The sequence below is a fragment of the Plantibacter sp. PA-3-X8 genome, from assembly GCF_003856975.1.
Lineage (GTDB): Bacteria > Actinomycetota > Actinomycetes > Actinomycetales > Microbacteriaceae > Plantibacter > Plantibacter auratus.
In genome coordinates this window covers 3,391,178-3,412,964 of record NZ_CP033107.1, presented here as the reverse complement: position 1 = coordinate 3,412,964, position 21,787 = coordinate 3,391,178, and the positions used below count along the sequence as shown (strand labels likewise).

Sequence of the window (21,787 nt, the reverse complement as noted above, 5' to 3'; positions counted from 1 at the left end):
CATGATGGCAGAACTCACGATCAGCCCAGACGAGATCCGGGATGCTCTCAAGGACTTCGTCAAGGCCTACGAGCCCGGCACCGCCGCGGCCACCGAGGTCGGACGCGTGATCGATGCCGCTGACGGCATCGCCCACGTCGAGGGCCTCCCGGGCGCCATGGCGAACGAGCTCCTCCGCTTCGCGAACGGCACCCTCGGTCTTGCGCTCAACCTCGACGAGCACGAGATCGGCGTCGTCGTCCTCGGTGAGTTCGACGAGATCGTCGAAGGCATGGACGTCACCCGCACGGGCGAGGTCCTCTCGGTCCCCGTCGGCGACGGCTACCTCGGCCGTGTCGTCGACACGCTCGGCAACCCGATCGACGGCCTCGGCGAGATCGCCAGCACCGGCCGCCGCGCACTGGAGCTCCAGGCTCCGGGCGTCATGCAGCGCAAGTCGGTGCACGAGCCGCTCCAGACCGGCATCAAGGCGATCGACGCCATGATCCCCGTCGGCCGCGGCCAGCGCCAGCTCATCATCGGCGACCGCCAGACCGGCAAGACCGCCATCGCGATCGACACCATCATCAACCAGAAGGCCAACTGGGACTCGGGCGACGTCAACAAGCAGGTCCGCTGCATCTACGTCGCCATCGGCCAGAAGGGCTCGACCATCGCCTCCGTCAAGGGTGCGCTGGAAGAGGCCGGCGCGCTCGAGTACACGACGATCGTCGCCTCGCCTGCGTCCGACCCGGCCGGCTTCAAGTACCTCGCCCCCTACACCGGTTCGGCCATCGGCCAGCACTGGATGTACGAGGGCAAGCACGTCCTGATCATCTTCGACGACCTGTCGAAGCAGGCCGAGGCCTACCGTGCCGTCTCGCTCCTCCTCCGTCGTCCGCCGGGACGCGAGGCCTACCCGGGTGACGTCTTCTACCTCCACTCCCGTCTGCTGGAGCGTTGCGCGAAGCTGTCCGACGAGCTCGGCGCCGGGTCGATGACGGGTCTGCCCATCATCGAGACCAAGGCGAACGACGTCTCCGCGTACATCCCGACCAACGTGATCTCCATCACCGACGGCCAGATCTTCCTGCAGTCCGATCTCTTCAACTCCAACCAGCGCCCCGCGGTCGACGTCGGTATCTCCGTCTCGCGCGTCGGTGGTGACGCTCAGGTGAAGAGCATCAAGAAGGTCTCCGGAACGCTGAAGCTCGAGCTCGCGCAGTACCGCTCGCTCGAGGCGTTCGCGATGTTCGCATCCGACCTCGACGCGGCCAGCCGCCGTCAGCTCGCCCGTGGTGCCCGCCTCACCGAGCTGCTCAAGCAGCCGCAGTACTCGCCGTACCCCGTCGAGGAGCAGGTCGTCTCGATCTGGGCCGGAACCAAGGGCAAGCTGGACGACGTCCCGGTCGAGGACGTCCTCCGCTTCGAGCGCGAACTGCTCGACTACCTGGGTCGGAACACCGAGGTCCTCACCACGCTGCGCGACACGAACGTGCTCGACGACGACACCGTCTCGAAGCTCGATGCCGCTGTCGACCAGTTCAAGCTCGAGTTCCAGACGGGCGAGGGCGCTGCCCTCGGTTCGGAGCAGGTCGAGGAGCTCCCGGTTGAAGACGTCAACCAGGAGAAGATCGTGAAGGGTCGCCGCTAGTCCATGGGCGCTCAACTCCGGGTCTACACGCAGAAGATCAAGTCTGCGCAGACGACCAAGAAGATCACGAAGGCGATGGAGCTCATCGCCGCGTCGCGCATCCAGAAGGCGCAGGCGCGGGTGGCGGCATCCGGACCCTATTCTCGTGCGATCACTCGTGCCGTGTCCGCCGTCGCGACGTACTCCAACGTCGACCACGTGCTCACGACCGAGCCGGAGAAGGTTGAGCGGGCTGCGGTCGTCGTGTTCGCATCCGACCGAGGCCTCGCCGGCGCCTTCAACTCGCAGGTCCTCCGTGAGGCCGCCGAGCTGACCGAGCTCCTGCGCAGCCAGGGCAAGGACGTCACGCACTACCTCGTGGGCCGCAAGGCCGTCGCCTACTTCACGTTCCGACGGATGCAGGCTGCAGGGGAGTGGGTCGGCAACACGGAGAACCCCGACTTCGCCACGGCGCAGGAGATCAGCGAGTCCATCCTCAAGGCGTTCCTCACGGACGCCTCCGAGGGTGGCGTCGACGAGATCCACATCGTCTACAACCGCCTCGTGAGCATGATGACGCAGACCCCCGAGGTCGTCCGTCTCCTGCCGCTCGAGGTCGTCGAAGGCGTCGAGGAGCCCACCGACACCGCTGTGCTGCCGCTGTACGAGTTCGAGCCGGATGCGGAGAGCGTGCTCGATGCACTGCTCCCGAACTACATCGAGAGCCGGATCTTCAACGCGCTGTTGCAGTCCTCCGCCGCGAAGCACGCCGCGACGCAGAAGGCGATGAAGTCGGCCAGCGACAACGCCGACAAGCTCATCACCGACTACACCCGCCTCCGCAACAACGCGAGGCAGGCCGAGATCACCCAGCAGATTTCCGAAATCGTTGGCGGCGCAGACGCGCTCTCGTCCTAGTCATCGCAACACGCACACGTATCTGTAGAGACAGAGAAGAGAAGAACATGACTCCCACCGCAACTGCCGAGCAGGGCGCTGCAGAGGTGAAGGCCGGCGCCGTCGGCCGCATCTCGCGCGTCACCGGCCCGGTCGTCGACATCGAGTTCCCGCACGACGCGATTCCGGGCATCTACAACGCCCTGAAGACCAGCGTCGTGATCGGCGAGCAGACGATGGTCCTCACGCTCGAGGTCGCACAGCACCTCGGTGACGACCTCGTCCGCGCCATCGCCCTGAACCCCACGGACGGCCTCGTCCGCGGCCAGGAGGTCACCGACACGGGTTCGCCCATCTCGGTGCCCGTCGGCGACGTCACCAAGGGCAAGGTCTTCAACGTCATCGGCGAGGTGCTCAACGCCGAGCCCGGCGAGCAGATCGAGATCACCGAGCGCTGGCCGATCCACCGTCAGCCGCCGCCCTTCGACCAGCTCGAGTCGAAGACGCAGCTGTTCGAGACCGGCATCAAGGTCATCGACCTCCTGACGCCGTACGTCCTCGGCGGCAAGATCGGTCTCTTCGGTGGTGCCGGTGTCGGCAAGACCGTCCTCATCCAGGAGATGATCCAGCGCGTCGCGCAGGACCACGGTGGTGTGTCGGTGTTCGCCGGTGTCGGTGAGCGCACCCGTGAGGGCAACGACCTCATCCACGAGATGGAAGAGGCGGGTGTCTTCGAGAAGACGGCCCTCGTGTTCGGCCAGATGGACGAGCCGCCGGGAACGCGTCTGCGCGTCGCCCTCTCCGCGCTGACGATGGCGGAGTACTTCCGCGACGTCCAGAAGCAGGACGTGCTGCTCTTCATCGACAACATCTTCCGCTTCACCCAGGCCGGTTCCGAGGTGTCGACCCTGCTCGGTCGCATGCCGTCCGCCGTGGGCTACCAGCCGAACCTCGCCGACGAGATGGGTCTCCTCCAGGAGCGCATCACCTCGACGCGTGGTCACTCGATCACCTCGCTGCAGGCGATCTACGTCCCCGCCGACGACTACACCGACCCGGCACCGGCGACCACCTTCGCGCACCTCGACGCGACGACCGAGCTCTCCCGTGAGATCGCGTCGAAGGGTCTGTACCCGGCCGTCGACCCGCTGACCTCGACGAGCCGTATCCTCGACCCCCGCTACCTGGGTGCCGACCACTACCGCGTCGCCACCACGGTCAAGCAGATCCTCCAGAAGAACAAGGAACTGCAGGAGATCATCGCCATCCTCGGTGTCGACGAGCTCTCCGAGGAAGACAAGATCACGGTGTCGCGTGCGCGCCGGATCCAGCAGTTCCTCTCGCAGAACACCTACATGGCGAAGAAGTTCACCGGTGTCGAGGGCTCGACCGTCCCGCTGAAGGACACCATCGAGTCGTTCGACGCCATCGCCAAGGGTGAGTTCGACCACGTCGCCGAGCAGGCCTTCTTCAACGTCGGTTCCATCACCGACGTCGAAGAGAAGTGGGCTCAGATCCAGAAGGACAACGGCTAAGCATGGCTTCCGCTCCTCTGACCGTGAGCGTCGTCGCGGCCGACCACGAAGTGTGGTCCGGCCCGGCACGCCAGCTGATCGCGAAGACCGTCGACGGCGAGATCGGTATCCTGCCCGGCCACGAGCCGATGCTGGCCATCCTCGCCGCCGGTGAGGTCCGTGTCACGCTCGAAGACGGCTCGAAGATCGTCGCGAACGCTGAAGACGGCTTCCTGTCGGTCGAGAACAACACCGTCACCGTCGTGGCCGGCAACGCCACGCTCGTGACCAGCTCCTGATTCAGTGCTGATCCTCCTTCCCCCTTCGGAGACGAAGCGGGACGGCGGCGACGGACGAGCCCTGGACACCGCCCTGCTGCGGTTTCCAGGGCTCTCCTCGTCCCGGAATGATTGCCTCGGCGCCCTGGTGTCGCTCGCTGCCGATGAGGCCGCGACGGTGAAGGCGCTGAAGCTCGGCCCCAAGCAGCTCGGTGAGGTCCAGCGCAACCGCGTGGCGGCGACGTCTTCGACAATGCCGGCGATCGACCGGTACGCGGGGGTGCTGTACGACGCGCTCGATGGTGCCACGCTCTCAGCGGACGCGCGACGCTTCGCCGCTGAGCACCTGGTCGTGCACTCGGCGTTGCTCGGCCCGGTCGGCGCGCTCGATCCCATTCCGGCGTATCGGCTCTCCCACGACTCCAGGCTCCCCGGGTTCGTCCTGAAGCGTCACTGGGCGGTGCCGGTCGCGCGAGAGCTGGACGCCGTCCGGGGTGTCTTGCTGGACCTGCGCTCGGAAGGCTACGCGTCGCTCGGGCCGTTGCCGGACCGCGTCGGTGCCGTCTACCTGCGTGTGCTCACGGTCGGTGACGATGGCCGCCGTCGTGCGCTCAACCACTTCAACAAGCAGGGCAAGGGCCGGTTCACCCGCGCGCTGCTGGAGGCCGGTGTCGACCACCCTGATGTCGACTCGTTGCTCGAGTGGGCGCGGTCGACCGGCTGGGTGCTCGATATCCACTCCCGTGCCGACGACGGTCGGGTGACGGAGCTCGCCCTCGTCGTCTGATCCCTCCGGATCAGGGAGTGCTCTCGGAGCGCCAGCAGCCGACGAGGTGGTCGTCGACGAGGCCTCCGGACTGCATGAGGGCGTACATCGTCGTCGGGCCGACGAACCGGTAGCCGCGCTTCCGCAGGTGGGCGCTGAGCGCGGTGGACTCGGGGGTCACCGCGGGAACCTCCGTCCACTGGGCGAACCGTGCGTGCCGTGGCGCGGGAGCGAAGCTCCAGAGGAGCTCGTCCAGGTCGTCGCCCAGCTCGAGGGCGGTGCGGGCATTGCCGATGACCGCGTTGATCTTCCCGCGGTGCCGGATGATCCGGGCGTCCTCGAGCAGGCTCTCGACATCCGCCTCCGTCATCGCTGCGACGGCGTCGAGGTCGAAGCCGTGGAACCGTTCCCGGAAAGCCGGTCGCTTCCGGAGGATCGTGATCCAGGAGAGCCCGGCCTGGAACCCTTCGAGACTGATCTTCTCGAAAACCTGCCGCTGTCCGTGGAGCGGTACGCCCCACTCCTCGTCGTGATAGCGCTGGTACTCCGCGTCCGTCCCGGCCCAGGCGCAGCGGGTCAGGCCGTCGGTGCCGACGATGGTCGGGGAGGCTGGACTCATCGGCGGTACGGGATCCCTTCGTGGTCGAGGAGCCAGCGTTTGGTGGCCGGTCCGTCTCCGCCAGAATAGCCCGTCACGATCCGCCCGGTCCCGAGGACGCGATGACAGGGGATGAGGAGGGCGATGGTGTTCGCCCGGACCGCCTGGCCGGCCGCCCTGCCGCCCTGCGGGGCACCGGCCGCGGCCGCAAGGGCGCCGTACCCGATGGAGTCGCCGAACGGCACCTCGCCGAGCGCCGACCAGACCGCCTGCTGGAACGGCGTGCCGGTCGTGACGAGCGCGAGGTCGAACACGGTGCGTCGTCCGCGGAAGTACTCGTCGATCTGCTCCGCGGCGTCGAGGAGGACCGCGGTGGGGCGTTCGTCCACGCCGTCGAGGGGGAGTCGCCCGTGGTGCTCGAAGCGCACGGCTGAGACCGCGTCGTCGACGGAGCGGAGCTCGATCCGCCCCACCGGCGTCGGCATCCTGAGGAAGCCCTCGGTGGTCGGGTCGGCGATGACGGAGCAGGGGCGTACGGGAGCGGTGACGGTGAGGTGTGTGGTCATGCACCGAGCGTAGGAAGCCCGTGATCGGCGCGATGCGTCACGTGGGCCTGGCCGCGGCGTCGGGGGCCGACGGGTGCCTGTGGAGGACGGTCGGGCTAGCCTGGATGCATGTCTGATCTCAGCTATCGCCCACTCGGTCGCAGCGGCCTCCTCGTCTCAGCTGTCGGCATCGGCTGCAACAACTTCGGACGCGAGGGCACGGTCACCGAGAGCCTGGACGGCACGCGAGCCGTCGTCGACGCGGCCATTGACGCCGGAGTCACCCTCTTCGACACCGCCGACATCTACGGCCGGGAGTACGGGCTGAGCGAACAACTCCTCGGGCAGGCGATCGCCGGACGGCGGGATGAGATCGTGCTCGCGACCAAGTTCGGCCATGTGGACTACGAGAGCCCGATCCCGAACTGGGGTGCCAAGGGCTCCCGTCGCTACATCCGGCTCGCGGTCGAAGGTTCGCTCCGCCGCCTGGGCACCGACTGGATCGACCTGTACCAGCTGCACACCCCAGACCCGTTCACGCCCATCGAGGAGACGATCGCGGCCCTGGACGAGCTCGTCCGCGAGGGGAAGATCCGCTACGCCGGCCACTCGAACTTCGCCGGTTGGCAGCTGACCGAGGCGGACTGGGCGGCTCGCACCGCCGGCCACCCCGCCTTCATCTCGGCCCAGAACGAGTACAGCCTGCTCGTCCGGGGATCGGAGCGCGAGCTGTTCCCGGCCATGCGCGCCGCCGGCGTCGGCTTCCTCCCGTACTTCCCGCTCTACAACGGCCTGTTCACGGGGAAGTTCTCCCGCGACGGCGGGCCGGCCGACAGCCGCATCATGCGCCAGCGCAAGCACCTCCTCGACACGGCGCCCTGGGACGCGATCGAGGCCTACCAGGCCTTCTGCGACGAGCGCGGCATCTCCATGCTCGAGGCGACCTTCGGCTGGTTGCTCGCTCAGGACGGGCTCACGAGTGTCATCGGCGGTGCGACCACTCCGCAACAGATCCGCGCGAACGCCGCGGCCGGTTCGGCGTGGTCGCCGACCGCCGAGGAAGCGGCCTGGATCTCGGACCGCTTCCCCGTCGGTTGAGCCGTCCGGTCAGTCCTTCGAGCGGCGCTGCTCCGGGTCCTGCGTCTGCGGTTCCGTGGATGCGGCCGATGACCCCGGTGCGTCCGGGGACGCGAGCTGCCGGAGGTCGAGCTGGGCGGTCATCGTGCCGAAGTGCTCCGTGACCTGCTCCGAGACCTGATCCGACAGCTGTTCGCTCACGTCGGCTGAGACGCTCTCGGTGAGCTCTGCGGCGAACAGGCGGCGCTTCGCCCGCTGCTCCCGTCGCACCTCGATCCCGAATGCCTTGAACGACGAGATGCACATGAGGATGATCACGACGCTGAAGGGCAGCGCGGTGATGATGGCCGCCGTCTGCATCGATGCGAGACCGCCGGCAATCAGCAGCGAGATGGCCAGGAGGCTCGTCACGAGCGCCCACGCGATCCGCACCCGGTTCCGCGGTTCCGTGCCGCCGGTGGTGAGCATGCCCATCACGAGCGATCCCGAGTCGGCCGAGGTCACGAAGAACAGGAGGATGAGCAGCAGGGCACCGACGGTCGCGATCGATCCGCCGGGGAGCCCGGCGAGCATGTTGAACAGGGCGGTGTTGAGATCCACCGGGCCGTCGGCGCCGCTGAAGTCACGGCCCTCCAGCGACTGCATGATGGCGGTGCCGCCGAGCACGGCGAACCAGAGGAAGGTGACGAGGGTCGGGACGAGCAGGACGCCGAGCACGAACTGCCGCACGGTGCGTCCCTTCGAGATGCGGGCGATGAAGACGCCGACGAAGGGCGCCCACGACATCCACCAGCCCCAGTAGAAGGTCGTCCACGAGGACTGCCAGGCCTCGCCCGCAGCACCCTGGTACGCGGAGACGTTGAAGGTGAGCCCGACCACGTTCTGGAGGTAGGCGCCCATGGCCTGCACCCATTCGCGGAGGAGGAACAGCGTCGGGCCGGCGAACAGGACGAAGAACAGCAGCAGCGCCGCGAGGACGAGGTTGGTGTTCGAGATCCACTTCATGCCCTTGTGCACGCCGGAGACGAGGGAGAAGATCGTGACGCCGGTGATCACGAGGATGAGGATGACCTGCGTGACGATGTTCGGTTCGGCGATGCCCGTGTACCCGAGCCCCGCGGAGATCTGCAGCACACCGAGGCCGAGCGAGGTCGCGACGCCGAACACGGTACCGATGACGGCGATCGCGTCGATCGCATTGCCCCAGCCGCCCTGCACGCGCTTGCCGAGCAACGGCTCGATCGACCACCGGATCGACATCGGGCGCCCCTTGCGATGCACGGCGTACGCCAGCGCCACACCCACGACCGCGTAGATCGACCAGGCGTGGAGTCCCCAGTGGAGATAGGTCTGACTCATGGCCTGCTGGGCCAGGGACTGCTGGGAGCCCGTGACCCCGGGGCGCGGCTCGAGGAAGTGTGTGAGCGGCTCACCGACGCCGTAGAAGACGAGCCCGATGCCCATCCCGGCGGCGAACAGCATGGAGAACCAGGACAGGAGCGAGAACTCCGGTTCGTCGTCGTCCTTGCCGAGCTTGATGTCGCCGAACTTCGAGACGGCGAAGACGATCGCCACGATGACGAACCCGGCGACGAGCAGGACGTAGTACCACCCGAGGCCTCCGATGATCCCGGACTGGATGGCGTTGAAGACGGACTCGGCCTGTTTCGGGAGCAGGATCGAGAACAGCGCGACACCGAGGATGACCACGAGGGCCGGCCCGAGCACCCAGGGGATGACCTTCGCGGGGGCGTCACCAGCCGCCGCGTCGGAGGTGGGGATGGTCTTCGTGCTCACGTGTGCGCTCCTCGGGCCGTGCGGGCGACCCTGCGTCGCCACGATCATCAAGGGTAGGGAGCCGCGGCGATCCGGACAACGTTGCGCAGCGGGCCCTGGTGTGCAGTCCGGCGTGCGCGCTCGTCGAGCGGCTGGGCGGTCCCGGACGCGTCGGTGCCTCTCGGACATCGCGCCCACCCCCACTCGGGGCACGGATTCGAGCGAATCGGCACCGTGGCGAGGCTTTGTCGGGCACAATTGCGGATGACCATGCAGGAGGATCCGTGCCGAGAACGCCCCGCGACCGACGACGTACCCGGACGGCCGTCGCCCTCGGCGTCGTCGCCGTCCTCCTCGCCGGCGGTGCGCTCGCGGTGTCGCTCGTGAGCCGCGTCCCGAACGCCGCCGCCGGCCCGTTCGACGGAGCGCAGTTGTACGTCGATCCGTCCTCGCTTGCCGCCCGAGCCGCCGCAGCCGATCCGGCGGCCGCGACCGAGGAACCGACGAGTTCCGCCACGGCCGGGACGAGCGGCGGTTCGAACGGCGACCCGAGCGACGTCGCCCAACAGCTCGCAGCGGCGGAGCGGCTCGCGGCGGAGCCGACCGCGATCTGGCTCGTGCCGGAGCGCTACCCGATCGGAACCGTCCGGGACACCGTCTCCGAGGTCGTCCGGTCCGCCGAGCGCTCCGGGTCCATGCCGGTCTTCACGGTCTACGGCGTGCCGGAGCGGGACTGCGGCAACCAGTCCGCCGGTGGGTTGTCGAGCGACGAGTACCAGGACTGGGTCGCCGAGATCGTCGCCGCCGTCGCGGACCACCGCGTCGCCGTCATCCTCGAACCGGATGCCGTCGCGCTCGCGCCGGACTGCGGTGACCGCACCGCGCGGATGCGGCAACTTGCAGCCGCGACCGAGCAGTTCGCGGACGCATCGGTCCCCGTGTACCTCGACGGCGGCCACTCCGACTGGCGACCGCCCGCCGAGATGGCCGAGCTCCTCCGGGAGGCCGGTGTCGCCGACGCAACGGGCTTCGCCACCAACGTCTCCAACTACAACACGACCGAGGACGAGATCGCCTATGCGGAGGAACTGAGCGGCCTCCTCGACGGCGCCCATTACGTGATCGACACCTCTCGGAACGGCAGCGGCTCGAACGGCGAATGGTGCAACCCGTCCGGCCGGACGGTGGGGCAGCAGCCCCTCACCGCGCAGGCCGAACACCTCGACGCGAACCTCTGGGTGAAAGCCCCCGGCGAGAGCGACGGAGCGTGCAACGGTGGCCCCCTTGCTGGGGTATGGTGGCCGGAGCAGGCCGTGCAACTGGCCAAGGGATTCAGCGCGTGGTGAGTCGGCAACGGCCACATCCGGCACGTCGCTGACGGGTGGAACGGGTAGGGGCATCGTGACCGAAGAGCTGAGCGAACGTCGGACCGCGGTCGTCATCGAAGACGACGCGGACATCCGCCAACTGCTCGAGACCGTCCTCGAGCAGGCCGGCTTCGAGACCGTGTCCGCCGCGAATGGTCTCGACGGCGTCGAGGCGGTGCGGAGGCACAACCCCCTCGTCACGACCCTCGACGTCAGCATGCCGGGTATCGACGGCTTCGAGGCTGCCAAACGCATCCGCGCCATCAGCTCCACCTACATCGTCATGCTGACCGCCCGAGGTGACGAGATCGACACCCTGCAGGGCCTCGACTCCGGCGCCGACGACTACATGACCAAGCCCTTCCGTCCGCGCGAGCTCCGTGCCCGCATCGAGGCGATGCTTCGTCGGCCTCGCGCGAACGGTGATGCTCCGGCCGTCGCCGCGGCGGCACCAGTGCAACCGACCGCGGTCGCGCCGGCTCCCGTCGCTCAGGTCGCGACTCCGCCGCTGCAGCAGCAGGTGTCGTCGCCCGACCCCACGATCGTCCACGAGACCGTCGCGCGTCATGCCGCTCCCGTCGGTCAGTCGGTCGTCCCGATCATCATGCAACCGGCTGCCGCAGCGCCCGACGACGGCGAGGGGTGGCTCGTCCACCGCGGTCTGAAGCTCAGCTCGGCCACCCGCATCGTCGAGGTCGACGGCACCGAGGTCGACCTCACGCGGAGCGAGTTCGACCTGTTGCAGGCACTGATGGAGTCCCGCCGTCGAGTGCGCAGCAAGGCGGACCTCGCGCTCATGCTCCGTGGCGAGAGCTACATCACGGCCTACTACGTCAGCGAAGCCGACAAGCGTGCGATCGAGGTGCATCTCGCCAACCTGCGACGGAAGCTCGCGGACAGCACCGTGGCCCCGCGGTTCATCGAGACGGTGCGCGGCGTCGGCTACCGCATGACCTCCGACGACTGAGACCACCGCGGTCCCGACCGCGACGAAGCCTCGCCGGCGACCAACGACGCCTGGTGGACGGAGCTCAGGATTCCGCTGCGTCTGCCGCGTCGAGTTCGAGCAGCCGTTCGCAGCTGCGACGGCCGACCTCCTGGAGGGAGGCGTGGATCTCGCGCGCGCGTTCGAGTCGCCCCAGCTCGATCGCCTGGAGACCGGCACTCGCGAGTCCGGCCACCCCGATCACGCCCAGCATGACGCTGGAGGAGCGGATGCTGAGGAGGACGACCTTGGACTCGTCGGTGTCGTCGGCGTCGAGTGCCGCTCCCAGGCGTGCCAGACGGGTGGGCCACATCTCGACGTAGGTCTGGACGAACCGACGACGACTGCGCAGGTCGCCCGAGAGTTCTCGGAGCAACCTGCGCAGTTCGTCGGCGTCGACCGTGCCCGGGTCGGGGGACGTCACACGCGGTAGCCGCGCTGACGACGGATGAGCTTGCCGAACATGCTGAGCGTCTGCAGCACGGTGATGACGCCGAGGACCGGCCAGCCCGCCCAGAGGATTGTGGACTGGACGACGGGGGAGAGCTGGGTCCAGGCGGCGACGATCGCGATGATGGCGGCGAGGACGAACAGGAGCGGCGCGAGGTGCGCGTTGCCCGAGCCGCGTTCTGCCTTCGCCTGCTCGGCCCAGTTGTCGACCTTCTTGTTCGACGCGAACTTCGACCAGGCACGGATGAAGTGGCCCATTCGGATCCACATGTAGAACTCGGCCGGGAAGATGAGGACCGCGAAGAGGATGTCGCGGGCGTTCCGCTTCTTCATCGACAGCGCGATGCGCAGGTTGAGGAAGATGGCGACCAGCGGCGGGATGAGCCACACAGGGCTGAACACGAACGCGTGGATCGACAGCGAACCGGCGAGCAGCACGACGAAGAGGATGCGCGTGACGATGTTGAGGAGCATCTCCGCGTTCTCGAGCCACCGCAGTCGCAAGTTCGGGTGGAACGGCTGCCCCTTCGTGTCGCCGCGCTGGCCGGGCCACATGAGCTCGATCGCGCCGTAGTTCCACTTCACCTGCTGGGCGTCGAGGGAGCGGACCGTGGTCATCCCACCGACGTCGGCACGGGCGCGGGCGCTGATCTTCGTGAGGTAGCCGGCGCTCTTGATCTGCAGCGACAGGAGCGAGTCCTCCACCTCGGAGTCCTTGACCCACGGGGTGGACTGGTGGTTCTGCTCCATGGCGTCGCGCAGGGCCTGGACGGAGAAGATCGAGTACTGCCCGCCGAGCACGGCCATGTTGCGGCCTCGGAGCATGTTCTGCATGTTGAACGCGGCGAACTGCGTGCGCTGGCCGGCGATGAGGAACGCCGGGACGAGCTGCTTCTTGAACGGCTCGTCGTCGATCGAGAAGATCGCGGAGATGCCGCCGATGCGACTGTCCGAGACGATCTCGGCTTCGAGCGACTCGATCGCGGTCGGGTCGGCGACCGTGTCACCGTCGACACCGAGCAGGTAGTCGTAGCCTTCGACGAGCGTGAAGCCGTAGTTGAGCGCGCCCACCTTCTTGTCGGGGTTCTTCCCGATGTCGTGGATGAACACCTCGGTGAACTGCTCGTAGCCGTCCTCGTCGACCCGGGAGTGCGGGCCGGCGTAGGGCGCGGCGACGTCGACCGACCGGTCCGTGGTGTTGTTGATGACCACGTGGATCACATCGGGCATCCGCGTCTGCTCGAGGAGGGACGCGAGCACTGCCGGCAGCGACTCCTCCTCGTTGTAGGCGGGGATGATGCACCCGATGGTCGCGCGGTACTCGGGGAGCGAGTTGACCGAGTCGATGAATTCGTTGGCATACGCTTCAAGTTCGGGCGCGAGAAGCGGCTGCGTCTGAATGTACCGAGGGTCAGGCTGCTGGGCGTTGGGCCGAGAGCTGTCCGGTCGCGCTTCGAGTTCTGACATCAGGGGTCCTGTTCCGAGTGGGTCGAGTGCAACGGTTCGCGCTGCAGTTGCAACTCTGCCGCGTTGGGCGCGGCTTTCGCGCGTGAATGCGATAGCGTCGGCTCAGGATTTCCTCAAGATTCGCGCTGGCCCCAGTTCGTGGGTCATACGGACCCTCGAGGGTCACTCGATCATCCCTCCGACACCCGCCAGGAGCCTCATGTCGAACCACCCAAGCCCGGTCCGGAACCGGCACGTCAGGCACGCCCTCCAGGCCGCGACCGCCGCCGCGCTCGTCCTCGGGCTGAGCGCCTGCGGGACGCCTCCGTGGGAGGAGCCGGGCGCGCAGCCGACCAGCTCGCCGCGCGTGTCGAAGACGCCGAGGCCGACGGTGAGTGCGATCACCAACGAACTCGCGAGCGGGAGTGCCAAGCACACGCTCACGGCGGGCTCCGCCACCCTCACGGTCGACTACTGGTCCACACTGTCGATGGACGCGTGGACCGCGGACGTCAACAAACCGGTGAGCTTCTCGCTCAGCGGCGTGCTCAACCCCGACGACCTCCAGGCGCTCTATCTCTCGCGGGTGACGCTCACCACGACCGTCCACGGACCGAAGGGGCAGCTGGAGTCGCCTGCCCCGTTCACCGACCAGTCGACGGTGGCACCGGGGTACCTCATCAAGGCACCGTACAGCTACAGCCAGACGTTCGTCCTCCCCGAGGTGGACAGTGCCGCGACCGGCGTCACCTTGACGATCACCTACGAGCTGCTGGTGCAGGCGACGCCGACGTCCGCCGAATATGCGAAGCAGACTGCGGTGGACACCCTCACCATCGCGATCGCCCCGCCCGCCTGACCGAGCTCGAACCGATCCGTCAGCGGCCCGTCGGCGACGACGAGGCGAGGACCGTGCGGTTCCCGCCGGACGCTGCAGCACGCAGGCTGGCGTCGCTGGCGGCACGCGTGAGGACGGCGACGTCGTACCCGAGGTAGTCGGTCAGAGCGATCCCGATGCTGGCCGTCGGGCGCAGGCGCGGCGTGGTCTCGACGGGGTGGTCGAGCAGGCCGTCCTGGATGCCCTTGGCCGCCTGGAGCGCGACGTCGGCGTCCGTTGCGGGGGTCGCGATCAGGAGACACCCCGCGCCGTCCTCGCCGATGTCGGAGAGCGTCGGGCCGTACCGACGGACCGAGGAGATGAACCCCTCGGCGACCTCACTGCTGAACGCTGCTCCGAACGCCGTCTTCATCTCATCGAGGTCGTCGAGCCGGACGTGGAGGATCGCGAGCTGCTCGTCATGGAAGTTCGCCCGTTCCAGCCAGTCGTCGACGATCCGGACGAAGGACTCCTGGAGGAGGACGTCGTCGCCCGTGTACGCGACGATGCTCCCGTGCCGTCGGCTGGCGGGTGCGGCGCGCTCGGCCCGCAGGACCGAGAGCACCACGGTCGCGACGATGAGGAGCGCGATGAGCAGCAGCGAGGCGGCCACGGTCCCGAAGAGCGTCGTGAACAACGAACCGTCCGGCCCCTCCACGAGGAGTGCGACCAGCCGAGCCGCGAAGAACGCCGACGCGATGCCGAGCACGATGGTGAAACCACGGGTGGTCGGGTTGTCCCGCATCGCGCCGACGAGCGTCTCAGCCGCGCCGAGGCCCGCGAAGAGGGCGATGCAGAGGAACGTCGCAGGCGCGCCCGCCCAGGGGCCTCCCGAGGGGCCGGCGGCGAGCGCGGCGACGATCGTGACCGCCGTCCCGATGAGTGAGACCCAGAGCAGACTCGATTTGCCGTTGAAGAGCCGCGCGCCGGACCACAGGGCGGCGATGCTCAGCACGTATCCACCGTTCCCGGCGGCGATCGCCCACCAGGCCTCCTGGCTCAGGGCGCTGACGACGTAGGAGAAGCTGGTGAACATCCCGGCCATGTAGGACACGGACCACACCCTCCCGCTCGCGTCGTCCTTCCGCATGAAGGTGTTGACGATGAACGTCGCGCCGCAGACGAAGATGACGAGCGCGTTGATCACCGCGACGGTCTGGCTGTCGAAGGTCATTCGGTGCCGCCTCTCGGAATACGGACGACCGCGGTCGTGCCCTCACCGAGCACGCTGTGGACGGTGAGGTCGCCGCCGTGCAGACGGACGATGTCCCGACTGATCGCGAGGCCGAGACCGCTGCCGTGCACCGTGGAGTTGCGGACGAGGTCGGAGCGGAAGAACCGCTCGAAGAGCTTCGGTTGGTCCTCCTCGGAGATGCCGATGCCGGTGTCCCGCACGATGACCCAGGCCGTGTCGCCCTCCGCGGTGACACCGACGCTCAGCTCGCCGCCGTCCCGGTTGTACTTGATGCCGTTCGAGAGCAGGTTGTCGACGACCTGCCGGAGGCGGAACGGGTCGGCGAACAACGGCACGGCCTCCTCGTCGTGGCGCACGATGGCGATGCTCCGTTCGGCGGCCACGTGCGCCAACGACTCGACCGAGCGGTCGACGATCTCCCGGAGCTCGCACTCGGAGCGTTCGAGCACCATGGTCCGGTTCACGTCGCGGGAGGCTGCGAGGATGTCCGCGATGAGTTCGAGGAGTCGATCGCCGTTCGTCTGGGCGATCGTGAGCTGCTTCGCGACCCGCGGTGGGGGCCCCGGGTCGTCGAGCGCGAGGTCGAGGTACCCGAGGATCGACGTCAGCGGCGTCCGGAGCTCGTGCGACACGGAGGCCACGAGGTCGTCCCTGGCGCGGATCGCGTTGATCTCGCTCGTGACGTTGCGTGAGACGAGCACCGTGCCGTCGTAGCCGCCCTCGTGGTCGTAGAGGCGGCGGGAGGTGAGGGCGAGGGCGATCCGCTCGGTACCGGGGGCGCCGAGCCACACCGTGAGGTTCTCGAACTCCTCACCACGGCGTGCACGGATGTACGGCTTGTCCTGCGGCTGGAGGAGGGTCAGTCCGTCCTCGGCCCACACCGGGAGTGCGGGATTGACGTCGGACAGCTCGCCGACCTCGTCCTGCAGCCGCGTCTGGAACCGGTTGACCATCGCCCGGGCTCCGATGCGGTCGAAGCGGACGACGCCGAAGTTCACGGCGTTCAGGATCTCCGCGAGGCGGCTCTCCTGGTCCTGTGCACGCCCCAGGGCGGTCTCGAGCTGTCCGGCCTGCTTGTTCAGCAGCACGCGCTGCGCCTCCGTCCGCTTCGCGGTCATCGCGGTGGAGACGGCGACGAACGCGAGGACCGTGGGCAGGATGACGAGCGCCGGCAGGTTGGCGATGGTGATGTCCCCCGGGGTCATCGCGAGGGATGACCAGCTCGACGTGCAGACGAGCGCGATGGCGGTCACGGCACCTGCGAGGCCGAAGGCCGTCGCCATCCAGATGGTCGGGAAGACCCAGAGGAGTCCCGCGCCGATCAGGGGTTCGCCTTGCCGGATGAGCGCGATGGCGATGATGTCGAGGATCGGGAGCGCGATGAGGAGCCGCGGCACCTGGTTCCACGGCACGATCGGCGCGAGCGCCGTCGCGATGAACGCCAGGATCACCCCGATGTAGAAGAGGACCGAGTTGTCGTCGACGCCCTGGAACAGGAGCGTGGCGAAGAGGATGGCGACGACCGCGAGGCCGAAGAGCAGCTGTGGGAAGGCGCTGTAGCCGGTCATCCGACCGACGCGTCGTGGGACCTCGACCGCGTGCGGGCCCGTTCTCGTGGGCCCGGTGTCCGCGAGACCGGGTGCCGAGGCGGCGTCACCCGACGCCGACGGGCCGGACGGGGGAGTCCGTTCTCCGATCGGCTTCGCGGGCATGGGTTGAGCGTACCTCTGTCGGGGGTGGCGGAACGTGATACTGGGGACGGCTTGCGCCGGTGCGGGGATCCCCTCTAGCGGGTGCCCCAGTCGTAGAGCTGCTTGTGCAGGCGCAGGTAGACGAAGGTCTCCGTTCCGGAGACGCCGTCGACGGTGCGGATCTCGTCGTTCAGCAGCGCGATCAGTTCCTCGTCGTCCTCGCAGACCACCTCGACCAGCAGGTCGAAGGAGCCTGCGGTCAGGACGACGTAGTCGACGGCCGACAACGCGGACAGGCGGTCCGCGACCACGCGGGTGTCACCGGTCACCCGGACGCCGATCATCGCCTGTCGGGTGAAACCGAGCTGCATCGGGTCGGTCACCGCGACGATCTGGATGACGCCGGACTCCGTGAGTTTCTGCACCCGTTGCCGCACCGCGGCCTCGCTGAGTCCGACGGCCTTCCCGATCTCGGCGTAGGAGCGGCGTCCGTCGGTCTGGAGCTGCTCGATGATCGCCTTCGAGGTGTCGTCGGGCGGCGCCGCCTTCGCCGGTGCATCGGAGCTCGCTCGTGTCATGCGTCGATCATGACAGCGTGGACGGGTCGCGGCAAGCGGATCCGCAGGACCGACCGACCCCGGCGTCCGGATCCGTCGTCGCCGATCCCCGGACGGAATCCGCCGAGCCGGGTGGGGCGGTCCTGCGGTCGGCCGGTACCGTACTATCGTCGAGGGTGCATCAGCCACCGCCAGCCGTATTAGAGGAGCAGACGTGACCGAGCACGGGCAACGGATCGTCACGCTGCCCGGCGGGCGTCGAGTCTCACTCGCGTGGGCCGGCATGACCGATGTCGGCAAGCGACGCGAGTTGAACGAGGACGCCTTCGTGGCGCTCCCTCCCGTGTTCGCCGTGGCCGACGGCATGGGTGGGCACTCCGCCGGCGAGGTCGCGAGTGCCGCGGTCGCGCACCGCCTGACCAAGGCCACCGAGGGAGCCGAGATCCTCACCGTCGACGGCCTCGTCGACGCGCTGCGCATGGCCGTCGCGGACATGATCGACACCGCGGAGGAGGGCGAACTCGGCATGGGCACCACCGTCACCGGTGTCGTGCTGACGGCCGACGAGGGCGAGGGTCGCGTCGCGGTCTTCAACATCGGCGACTCCAGGGTGTACCGGCTGCAGGACGGCGAGCTGGTCCAGGTCACCGAAGACCACTCGATCGTCCAGGAGCTGATCCGCGCGGGAGCGATCAGCCCGGAGGAGGCGGAGTTCCACCCGAACAGCAACATGATCACCCGGGCCGTCGGACCGTCGGACGACCCCGTGCCTGACGTCGAGCTCTTCCCGATCGAGACCGGTGCCCGATGGCTCGTCTGCTCGGACGGGCTCACGAAGGAACTCACCGACCACGGGATCTGGTACTTCCTGACCGAGGGGGCCACGCCGGTCGACGCGGCCGAACTCCTCCTGCGTGCCGCCCTCGACAACGGCGGACGCGACAACGTCTCGGTCATCGTGCTCGACATCGCGGCGGTCGACGAGAGCGTCGAGCAGCCCGCCTCCTGAGCCCGCTCCACAGCCGCTGCTCGCGCGGGCTTCGCGCCCGGTCGGACCGTCCCGTCAGCCGGTCAGGGCCGCAGGGTGCTCCAGTGGAGCCATGAGCCCTTCGGACGTGACGCCCTCCGCGACCACCTCGCACCGGCCCGCGACGACGCCGGCCCGCCTCCGTGCCCCCAGCCCGCCGGCAGAGCCGCCCACCGGGTCGCTCCCGATCCTCGCAAGTCTCGCCCCGGTCGTCGGGTCGGTCGCCCTGTTCGCGATCACCGGCTCACCCGTGACCCTCGTCTTCGCCGCGCTCGGGCCCCTCATCGCCGTCGCCGGCTACATCGACGCACGCTGGACCAGACGTCGGCGCGGACGGCGGGCGCGCGCGGCGTATGACGCTGCGGCGCAGGAGCTGGAGCAGGACATCGCGCGAGCACACGTCGAGGAACGCGAGGAACTGCGAGCACTCCACCCTGCCGGTCGGCTCCTCGGGGTCATCGACGGACCCGATCGTGCCAGGTGGCGGGTACCGGAGGCCCGCCGCACGCTCGTCTGCGTCGGGCGAGGGGAGACGAGGAGTGCCGTCCGAGTGGACGCGGGGGCGGACGACGACCGATGGGAGTGGGCGGCACGGCTGTCCGAGGCGCCGGTCGTGGTCGAGGCGGTCGAGGGGATCGGCATCGTCGGTGGGAAGGTGTTCGCGCGCGCGGTGGCCCGCAGCATCCTCCTGCAGCTCGCCCGACAGCTCCCGCCGCAGGCAGCGCAGTTCTCCGGTGAGCCCGCGGCTCCCGACGACCGCACCTGGGCGTTCCTCGAGGACCTCCCACACCGTGCGGTCTCGGACCCCGCCGACCCGATGCCCGGTGGGCGACCGGCGGAGCCGACCCTCGTCTCGGTCGTCGAACGCTGGGAAGCGGTCGGGTCCGCCGCGGGGCGATCGGGAGGACGCCCGCCGACCGGCGGTGTACTCGTCGCCCTGTCCGACACCGTCGAGCTCATCCCTACCCGCTGCCGACACCTGCTCGTCCTCGATACCGACGGCCAGACCGTCCTCGCCGACGGTACCGGCGCCTCCACGTCCGTGCCGGTGTCGCCAACCCTGCTCGCGGAGGCCGAAGCGGAACACGTCGTCGAGGCGCTCACCGCCGCCGCACTCACGACGGGGGAGTCCCCGACCCTCTCGAGTCTGCCGACCGACGTCGCCTTCGCGCAGGTGCATCCGGTGCGGGGCCGTCGCCCGTCGGTGGGATCCGACTGGCGGCCCGATGCGCTCCGGGTCGCCGTCGGCACCGGCGTCGAGGGCGTGCAGCTGCTGGACCTCGGAGCGGACGGACCCCATGCACTGGTCGGCGGCACGACCGGGAGCGGCAAGAGCGAGCTGCTCATCACCTGGATCACGGCTCTCGCCGCGCAGTGCTCGCCGCAGGAGCTCTCCCTGCTCCTCGTCGACTGCAAGGGCGGCGCCTCATTCCAAGCGGTGGAGACTCTGCCGCACGTGGTCGGGATGGTGACCGACCTCGAACCGGGAGCGGCGGACCGCGTCGTGTCGAGTCTGCGTGCCGAGCTGCGCCACCGCGAGCGTGTGCTCGCCGGACACGGGGCGCGGCACCTGCTCGACCCCGTGCTCCTGCCGGAGCATCGCCCGGCACGGCTCGTCGTCGTCGTCGACGAGTTCCAGGCACTGCTCGACGCGAGCCCGCACCTCCATCAGGTGTTCGCCGACCTCGCGGCCCGCGGGCGATCACTCGGCCTGCATCTGATCCTCTGCAGTCAGCGTCCTGCGGCGGTCGCCGCCGACGCCATCCTCGCGAACTGCACGCTCCGCCTCTCGCTCCGGGTCACCTCGCGCCCCGACAGCGCCGCGATCCTCGGTGTGCCCGATGCGGCCGCGATCCCGGCCGGAACACCGGGCCGCTGCATCGTCTGGAACGGCGACCGACGACTCGTGTTCCAGTCCGCGGTCACCACGTCCGACGACATCCTCGCGGTCCGTGAGCGCTGGCGCGACGCGCCTGCACCTCGGCGACCATGGCTGGACCCCCTGCCGGCACGCCTGGCCTTGAGCGCTGTCTCGGCGATCGAGGCGGGACGTGCCGGAGGCTCGGAGAGCACCGGTGTCGACTGTCCTCCCGGGGAGGGTATCGTGTTCGGCCTCGCGGACCTCCCCGAGGAGCAGGCACAACGCCCCGCGGTGTGGTGTCCGGAGCACGACGGCTCGCTGCTGGTGCTCGGCACCGGACGTTCCGGTCGAACGACCCTGCTGGACACGCTCGAGGTCGGCGCGCGCGATCGCTTCCGCGTGGAGCGCGTCGGCCAGGATGCCGAGCAGGCCTGGGACACCGTCATGGCGCTGTCGGATCCGCTCCGCCCGACCGAGCGCACCCTCCTGCTGGTCGACGACGTGGAGTCGCTCCTCGCGACCGCCGGGGACGAGCACGGCGCCGCCCTCCGCGATGCACTGCTCGGCCTGCTTCGAGACGGGGGACGCCGCGGGATCAGCGTCGTCCTCGTCGCCTCCCGGCTCGGTGGTGTGGTCCACCGGTTCTCGGCTCAGCTGAGCAGCACGCTCGTCCTCCGCCTCGCCGATCGGCAGGATCATCTCGTCGCCGGCGCACCCGCCTCCTGCTTCGATCCACGCCGACCCGCCGGCCGCGCGCACTGGCAGGACTCGGAAGTGCAGATCGCGCTCGCTCCACCGTCGCCGGCGTCACCGTCCTCTGCGCCCGGGGTCCACCGCTGGCGGCCGAGCCCGGAACGCGCGACCGTCATCGTCACGCGCGCGACCGGAGCGGTCCGGGCGATGCTGCAGCGCTCGACCGGGACGGAGCGACGCGTGCGGCTCATCGAACCGGCAGCGCAGCTGTTCCCGTCCGCACCGCTCGCGGGCGTCGCGGGCGTCGAGAGCGACGTCCTGGAGGACGACGCCGCGATCGTCGTCCTCGTCGACCCCGAGACGTGGCTGTCGGGCCGGTTGGTCGTCGGGCGAGACCTTCCGCCGAGCACAGCCGGTGCCGACCTGGTGGTCCACGGCTGCTCCGCCGCCGACTTCCGGCAGGTGACCAGGAGCCGTGAACTCCCCCCGCTCCTCGGCTATGCGAGCGGCCGTGCCTGGTGGTGGCGGGCCGGACAGGAGGCGATGCGTGTGGACCTGCTCGGCTCCTGACCCGA

The 21,787-nt window shown here is 69.0% G+C and carries 19 protein-coding genes; 11 read left to right on the top strand and 8 right to left on the bottom strand.

What is annotated here, in order from left to right; genetic code table 11:
• Nucleotides 1-4 precede the first annotated feature (4 nt).
• From atpA to EAO79_RS16065, 5 genes are read left to right on the top strand one after another with little or no spacing between them, the layout of a single operon-like run.
• Entirely contained in the window at nucleotides 5-1,633 is a 1,629-nt protein-coding gene (atpA, locus tag EAO79_RS16085; RefSeq protein ID WP_079707189.1) for a F0F1 ATP synthase subunit alpha, read from the top strand.
• Nucleotides 1,634-1,636: 3 nt separating this feature from the next.
• Nucleotides 1,637-2,530, top strand: coding sequence for a F0F1 ATP synthase subunit gamma (locus EAO79_RS16080; RefSeq protein WP_064295314.1), 894 nt, complete (start codon nucleotides 1,637-1,639; stop codon nucleotides 2,528-2,530).
• Between the two features lie 47 nt (nucleotides 2,531-2,577).
• Nucleotides 2,578-4,044, top strand: a complete 1,467-nt coding sequence (atpD, locus tag EAO79_RS16075) for a F0F1 ATP synthase subunit beta (protein WP_079707188.1) — start codon at nucleotides 2,578-2,580, stop codon at nucleotides 4,042-4,044.
• Between the two features lie 2 nt (nucleotides 4,045-4,046).
• Nucleotides 4,047-4,322 carry a F0F1 ATP synthase subunit epsilon gene (locus tag EAO79_RS16070; RefSeq protein WP_064295316.1) on the top strand — a complete coding sequence of 92 codons (276 nt, stop codon included), beginning with the start codon at nucleotides 4,047-4,049 and terminating at the stop codon, nucleotides 4,320-4,322.
• Nucleotides 4,323-4,326: 4 nt separating this feature from the next.
• Entirely contained in the window at nucleotides 4,327-5,088 is a 762-nt protein-coding gene (locus tag EAO79_RS16065; RefSeq protein WP_124769587.1) for a YaaA family protein, read from the top strand.
• A 10-nt stretch (nucleotides 5,089-5,098) separates the two neighbouring features.
• Here EAO79_RS16065 and EAO79_RS16060 read toward each other — a convergent pair whose 3' ends face one another.
• Nucleotides 5,099-5,686, bottom strand: coding sequence for a DNA-3-methyladenine glycosylase I (locus EAO79_RS16060; protein WP_124769586.1), 588 nt, complete (start codon nucleotides 5,684-5,686; stop codon nucleotides 5,099-5,101).
• The gene (locus EAO79_RS16055; protein ID WP_241160909.1) at nucleotides 5,683-6,231 is read right to left on the bottom strand and encodes a methylated-DNA--[protein]-cysteine S-methyltransferase; all 549 of its coding nucleotides are present in this window, start codon (nucleotides 6,229-6,231) and stop codon (nucleotides 5,683-5,685) included. The genes EAO79_RS16060 and EAO79_RS16055 overlap by 4 nt, the downstream gene beginning before the upstream one ends.
• A gap of 108 nt (nucleotides 6,232-6,339) precedes the next feature.
• Here EAO79_RS16055 and EAO79_RS16050 point away from each other — a divergent pair, with 108 nt between their 5' ends.
• Nucleotides 6,340-7,308 (top strand): aldo/keto reductase, encoded by a 969-nt coding sequence (locus EAO79_RS16050; RefSeq protein ID WP_124769585.1) that lies wholly within the window; start codon nucleotides 6,340-6,342, stop codon nucleotides 7,306-7,308.
• A gap of 9 nt (nucleotides 7,309-7,317) precedes the next feature.
• Here EAO79_RS16050 and EAO79_RS16045 read toward each other — a convergent pair whose 3' ends face one another.
• Nucleotides 7,318-9,132, bottom strand: a complete 1,815-nt coding sequence (locus tag EAO79_RS16045) for a BCCT family transporter (RefSeq protein WP_079707184.1) — start codon at nucleotides 9,130-9,132, stop codon at nucleotides 7,318-7,320.
• 215 nt (nucleotides 9,133-9,347) lie between these two features.
• On the opposite strand from EAO79_RS16045, the gene EAO79_RS16040 reads away from it, so the two are divergent.
• Both EAO79_RS16040 and EAO79_RS16035 read left to right on the top strand, forming a co-directional pair.
• The gene (locus tag EAO79_RS16040) at nucleotides 9,348-10,409 is read left to right on the top strand and encodes a glycoside hydrolase family 6 protein (RefSeq protein WP_161578601.1); all 1,062 of its coding nucleotides are present in this window, start codon (nucleotides 9,348-9,350) and stop codon (nucleotides 10,407-10,409) included.
• A gap of 55 nt (nucleotides 10,410-10,464) precedes the next feature.
• Nucleotides 10,465-11,397: a response regulator transcription factor gene (locus EAO79_RS16035; protein ID WP_371413649.1), complete on the top strand. Its 933-nt coding sequence runs from the start codon at nucleotides 10,465-10,467 to the stop codon at nucleotides 11,395-11,397.
• Between the two features lie 64 nt (nucleotides 11,398-11,461).
• Here EAO79_RS16035 and EAO79_RS16030 read toward each other — a convergent pair whose 3' ends face one another.
• Both EAO79_RS16030 and EAO79_RS16025 read right to left on the bottom strand, forming a co-directional pair.
• The gene (locus EAO79_RS16030; RefSeq protein ID WP_124769583.1) at nucleotides 11,462-11,839 is read right to left on the bottom strand and encodes an Hpt domain-containing protein; all 378 of its coding nucleotides are present in this window, start codon (nucleotides 11,837-11,839) and stop codon (nucleotides 11,462-11,464) included.
• The gene (locus EAO79_RS16025) at nucleotides 11,836-13,332 is read right to left on the bottom strand and encodes a glycosyltransferase family 2 protein (RefSeq protein WP_079707182.1); all 1,497 of its coding nucleotides are present in this window, start codon (nucleotides 13,330-13,332) and stop codon (nucleotides 11,836-11,838) included. Before EAO79_RS16025 ends, EAO79_RS16030 begins: the two co-directional genes overlap by 4 nt.
• Nucleotides 13,333-13,531: 199 nt before the next feature.
• Between EAO79_RS16025 and EAO79_RS16020 the strand changes: the two genes are divergently transcribed.
• Nucleotides 13,532-14,170: a hypothetical protein gene (locus EAO79_RS16020; protein ID WP_236555493.1), complete on the top strand. Its 639-nt coding sequence runs from the start codon at nucleotides 13,532-13,534 to the stop codon at nucleotides 14,168-14,170.
• Between the two features lie 19 nt (nucleotides 14,171-14,189).
• On the opposite strand, the gene EAO79_RS16015 is transcribed toward EAO79_RS16020, so the two are convergent.
• The 3 genes from EAO79_RS16015 to EAO79_RS16005 form a co-directional block, all read right to left on the bottom strand.
• Nucleotides 14,190-15,362 carry a diguanylate cyclase domain-containing protein gene (locus tag EAO79_RS16015; protein ID WP_079707181.1) on the bottom strand — a complete coding sequence of 391 codons (1,173 nt, stop codon included), beginning with the start codon at nucleotides 15,360-15,362 and terminating at the stop codon, nucleotides 14,190-14,192.
• The gene (locus EAO79_RS16010) at nucleotides 15,359-17,095 is read right to left on the bottom strand and encodes a HAMP domain-containing sensor histidine kinase (RefSeq protein ID WP_124769582.1); all 1,737 of its coding nucleotides are present in this window, start codon (nucleotides 17,093-17,095) and stop codon (nucleotides 15,359-15,361) included. The genes EAO79_RS16015 and EAO79_RS16010 overlap by 4 nt, the downstream gene beginning before the upstream one ends.
• A 74-nt stretch (nucleotides 17,096-17,169) precedes the next feature.
• A complete protein-coding gene (locus EAO79_RS16005) occupies nucleotides 17,170-17,652 on the bottom strand; it encodes an Lrp/AsnC family transcriptional regulator (RefSeq protein WP_064295326.1) in 483 nt (160 codons plus the stop codon).
• A 193-nt stretch (nucleotides 17,653-17,845) separates the two neighbouring features.
• Between EAO79_RS16005 and EAO79_RS16000 the strand changes: the two genes are divergently transcribed.
• Both EAO79_RS16000 and EAO79_RS15995 read left to right on the top strand, forming a co-directional pair.
• On the top strand, nucleotides 17,846-18,640 hold the full coding sequence (locus EAO79_RS16000) for a PP2C family serine/threonine-protein phosphatase (protein WP_229939081.1): 795 nt from the start codon (nucleotides 17,846-17,848) through the stop codon (nucleotides 18,638-18,640).
• 91 nt (nucleotides 18,641-18,731) lie between these two features.
• Nucleotides 18,732-21,782: an FtsK/SpoIIIE domain-containing protein gene (locus EAO79_RS15995; RefSeq protein ID WP_124769581.1), complete on the top strand. Its 3,051-nt coding sequence runs from the start codon at nucleotides 18,732-18,734 to the stop codon at nucleotides 21,780-21,782.
• Nucleotides 21,783-21,787 lie beyond the last annotated feature (5 nt).

Coding starts and splice junctions, on each gene's coding strand:
- atpA (WP_079707189.1), top strand. CDS start 5: ATGGCAGAACTCACGATCAGCCCAGACGAGATCCGGGATGCTCTCAAG.
- EAO79_RS16010 (WP_124769582.1), bottom strand. CDS start 17,095: ATGCCCGCGAAGCCGATCGGAGAACGGACTCCCCCGTCCGGCCCGTCG.
- EAO79_RS16060 (WP_124769586.1), bottom strand. CDS start 5,686: ATGAGTCCAGCCTCCCCGACCATCGTCGGCACCGACGGCCTGACCCGC.
- EAO79_RS16080 (WP_064295314.1), top strand. CDS start 1,637: ATGGGCGCTCAACTCCGGGTCTACACGCAGAAGATCAAGTCTGCGCAG.
- EAO79_RS16005 (WP_064295326.1), bottom strand. CDS start 17,652: ATGACACGAGCGAGCTCCGATGCACCGGCGAAGGCGGCGCCGCCCGAC.
- EAO79_RS16020 (WP_236555493.1), top strand. CDS start 13,532: ATGTCGAACCACCCAAGCCCGGTCCGGAACCGGCACGTCAGGCACGCC.
- atpD (WP_079707188.1), top strand. CDS start 2,578: ATGACTCCCACCGCAACTGCCGAGCAGGGCGCTGCAGAGGTGAAGGCC.
- EAO79_RS15995 (WP_124769581.1), top strand. CDS start 18,732: ATGAGCCCTTCGGACGTGACGCCCTCCGCGACCACCTCGCACCGGCCC.
- EAO79_RS16025 (WP_079707182.1), bottom strand. CDS start 13,332: ATGTCAGAACTCGAAGCGCGACCGGACAGCTCTCGGCCCAACGCCCAG.
- EAO79_RS16015 (WP_079707181.1), bottom strand. CDS start 15,362: ATGACCTTCGACAGCCAGACCGTCGCGGTGATCAACGCGCTCGTCATC.
- EAO79_RS16045 (WP_079707184.1), bottom strand. CDS start 9,132: ATGATCGTGGCGACGCAGGGTCGCCCGCACGGCCCGAGGAGCGCACAC.
- EAO79_RS16050 (WP_124769585.1), top strand. CDS start 6,340: ATGTCTGATCTCAGCTATCGCCCACTCGGTCGCAGCGGCCTCCTCGTC.
- EAO79_RS16070 (WP_064295316.1), top strand. CDS start 4,047: ATGGCTTCCGCTCCTCTGACCGTGAGCGTCGTCGCGGCCGACCACGAA.
- EAO79_RS16055 (WP_241160909.1), bottom strand. CDS start 6,231: ATGACCACACACCTCACCGTCACCGCTCCCGTACGCCCCTGCTCCGTC.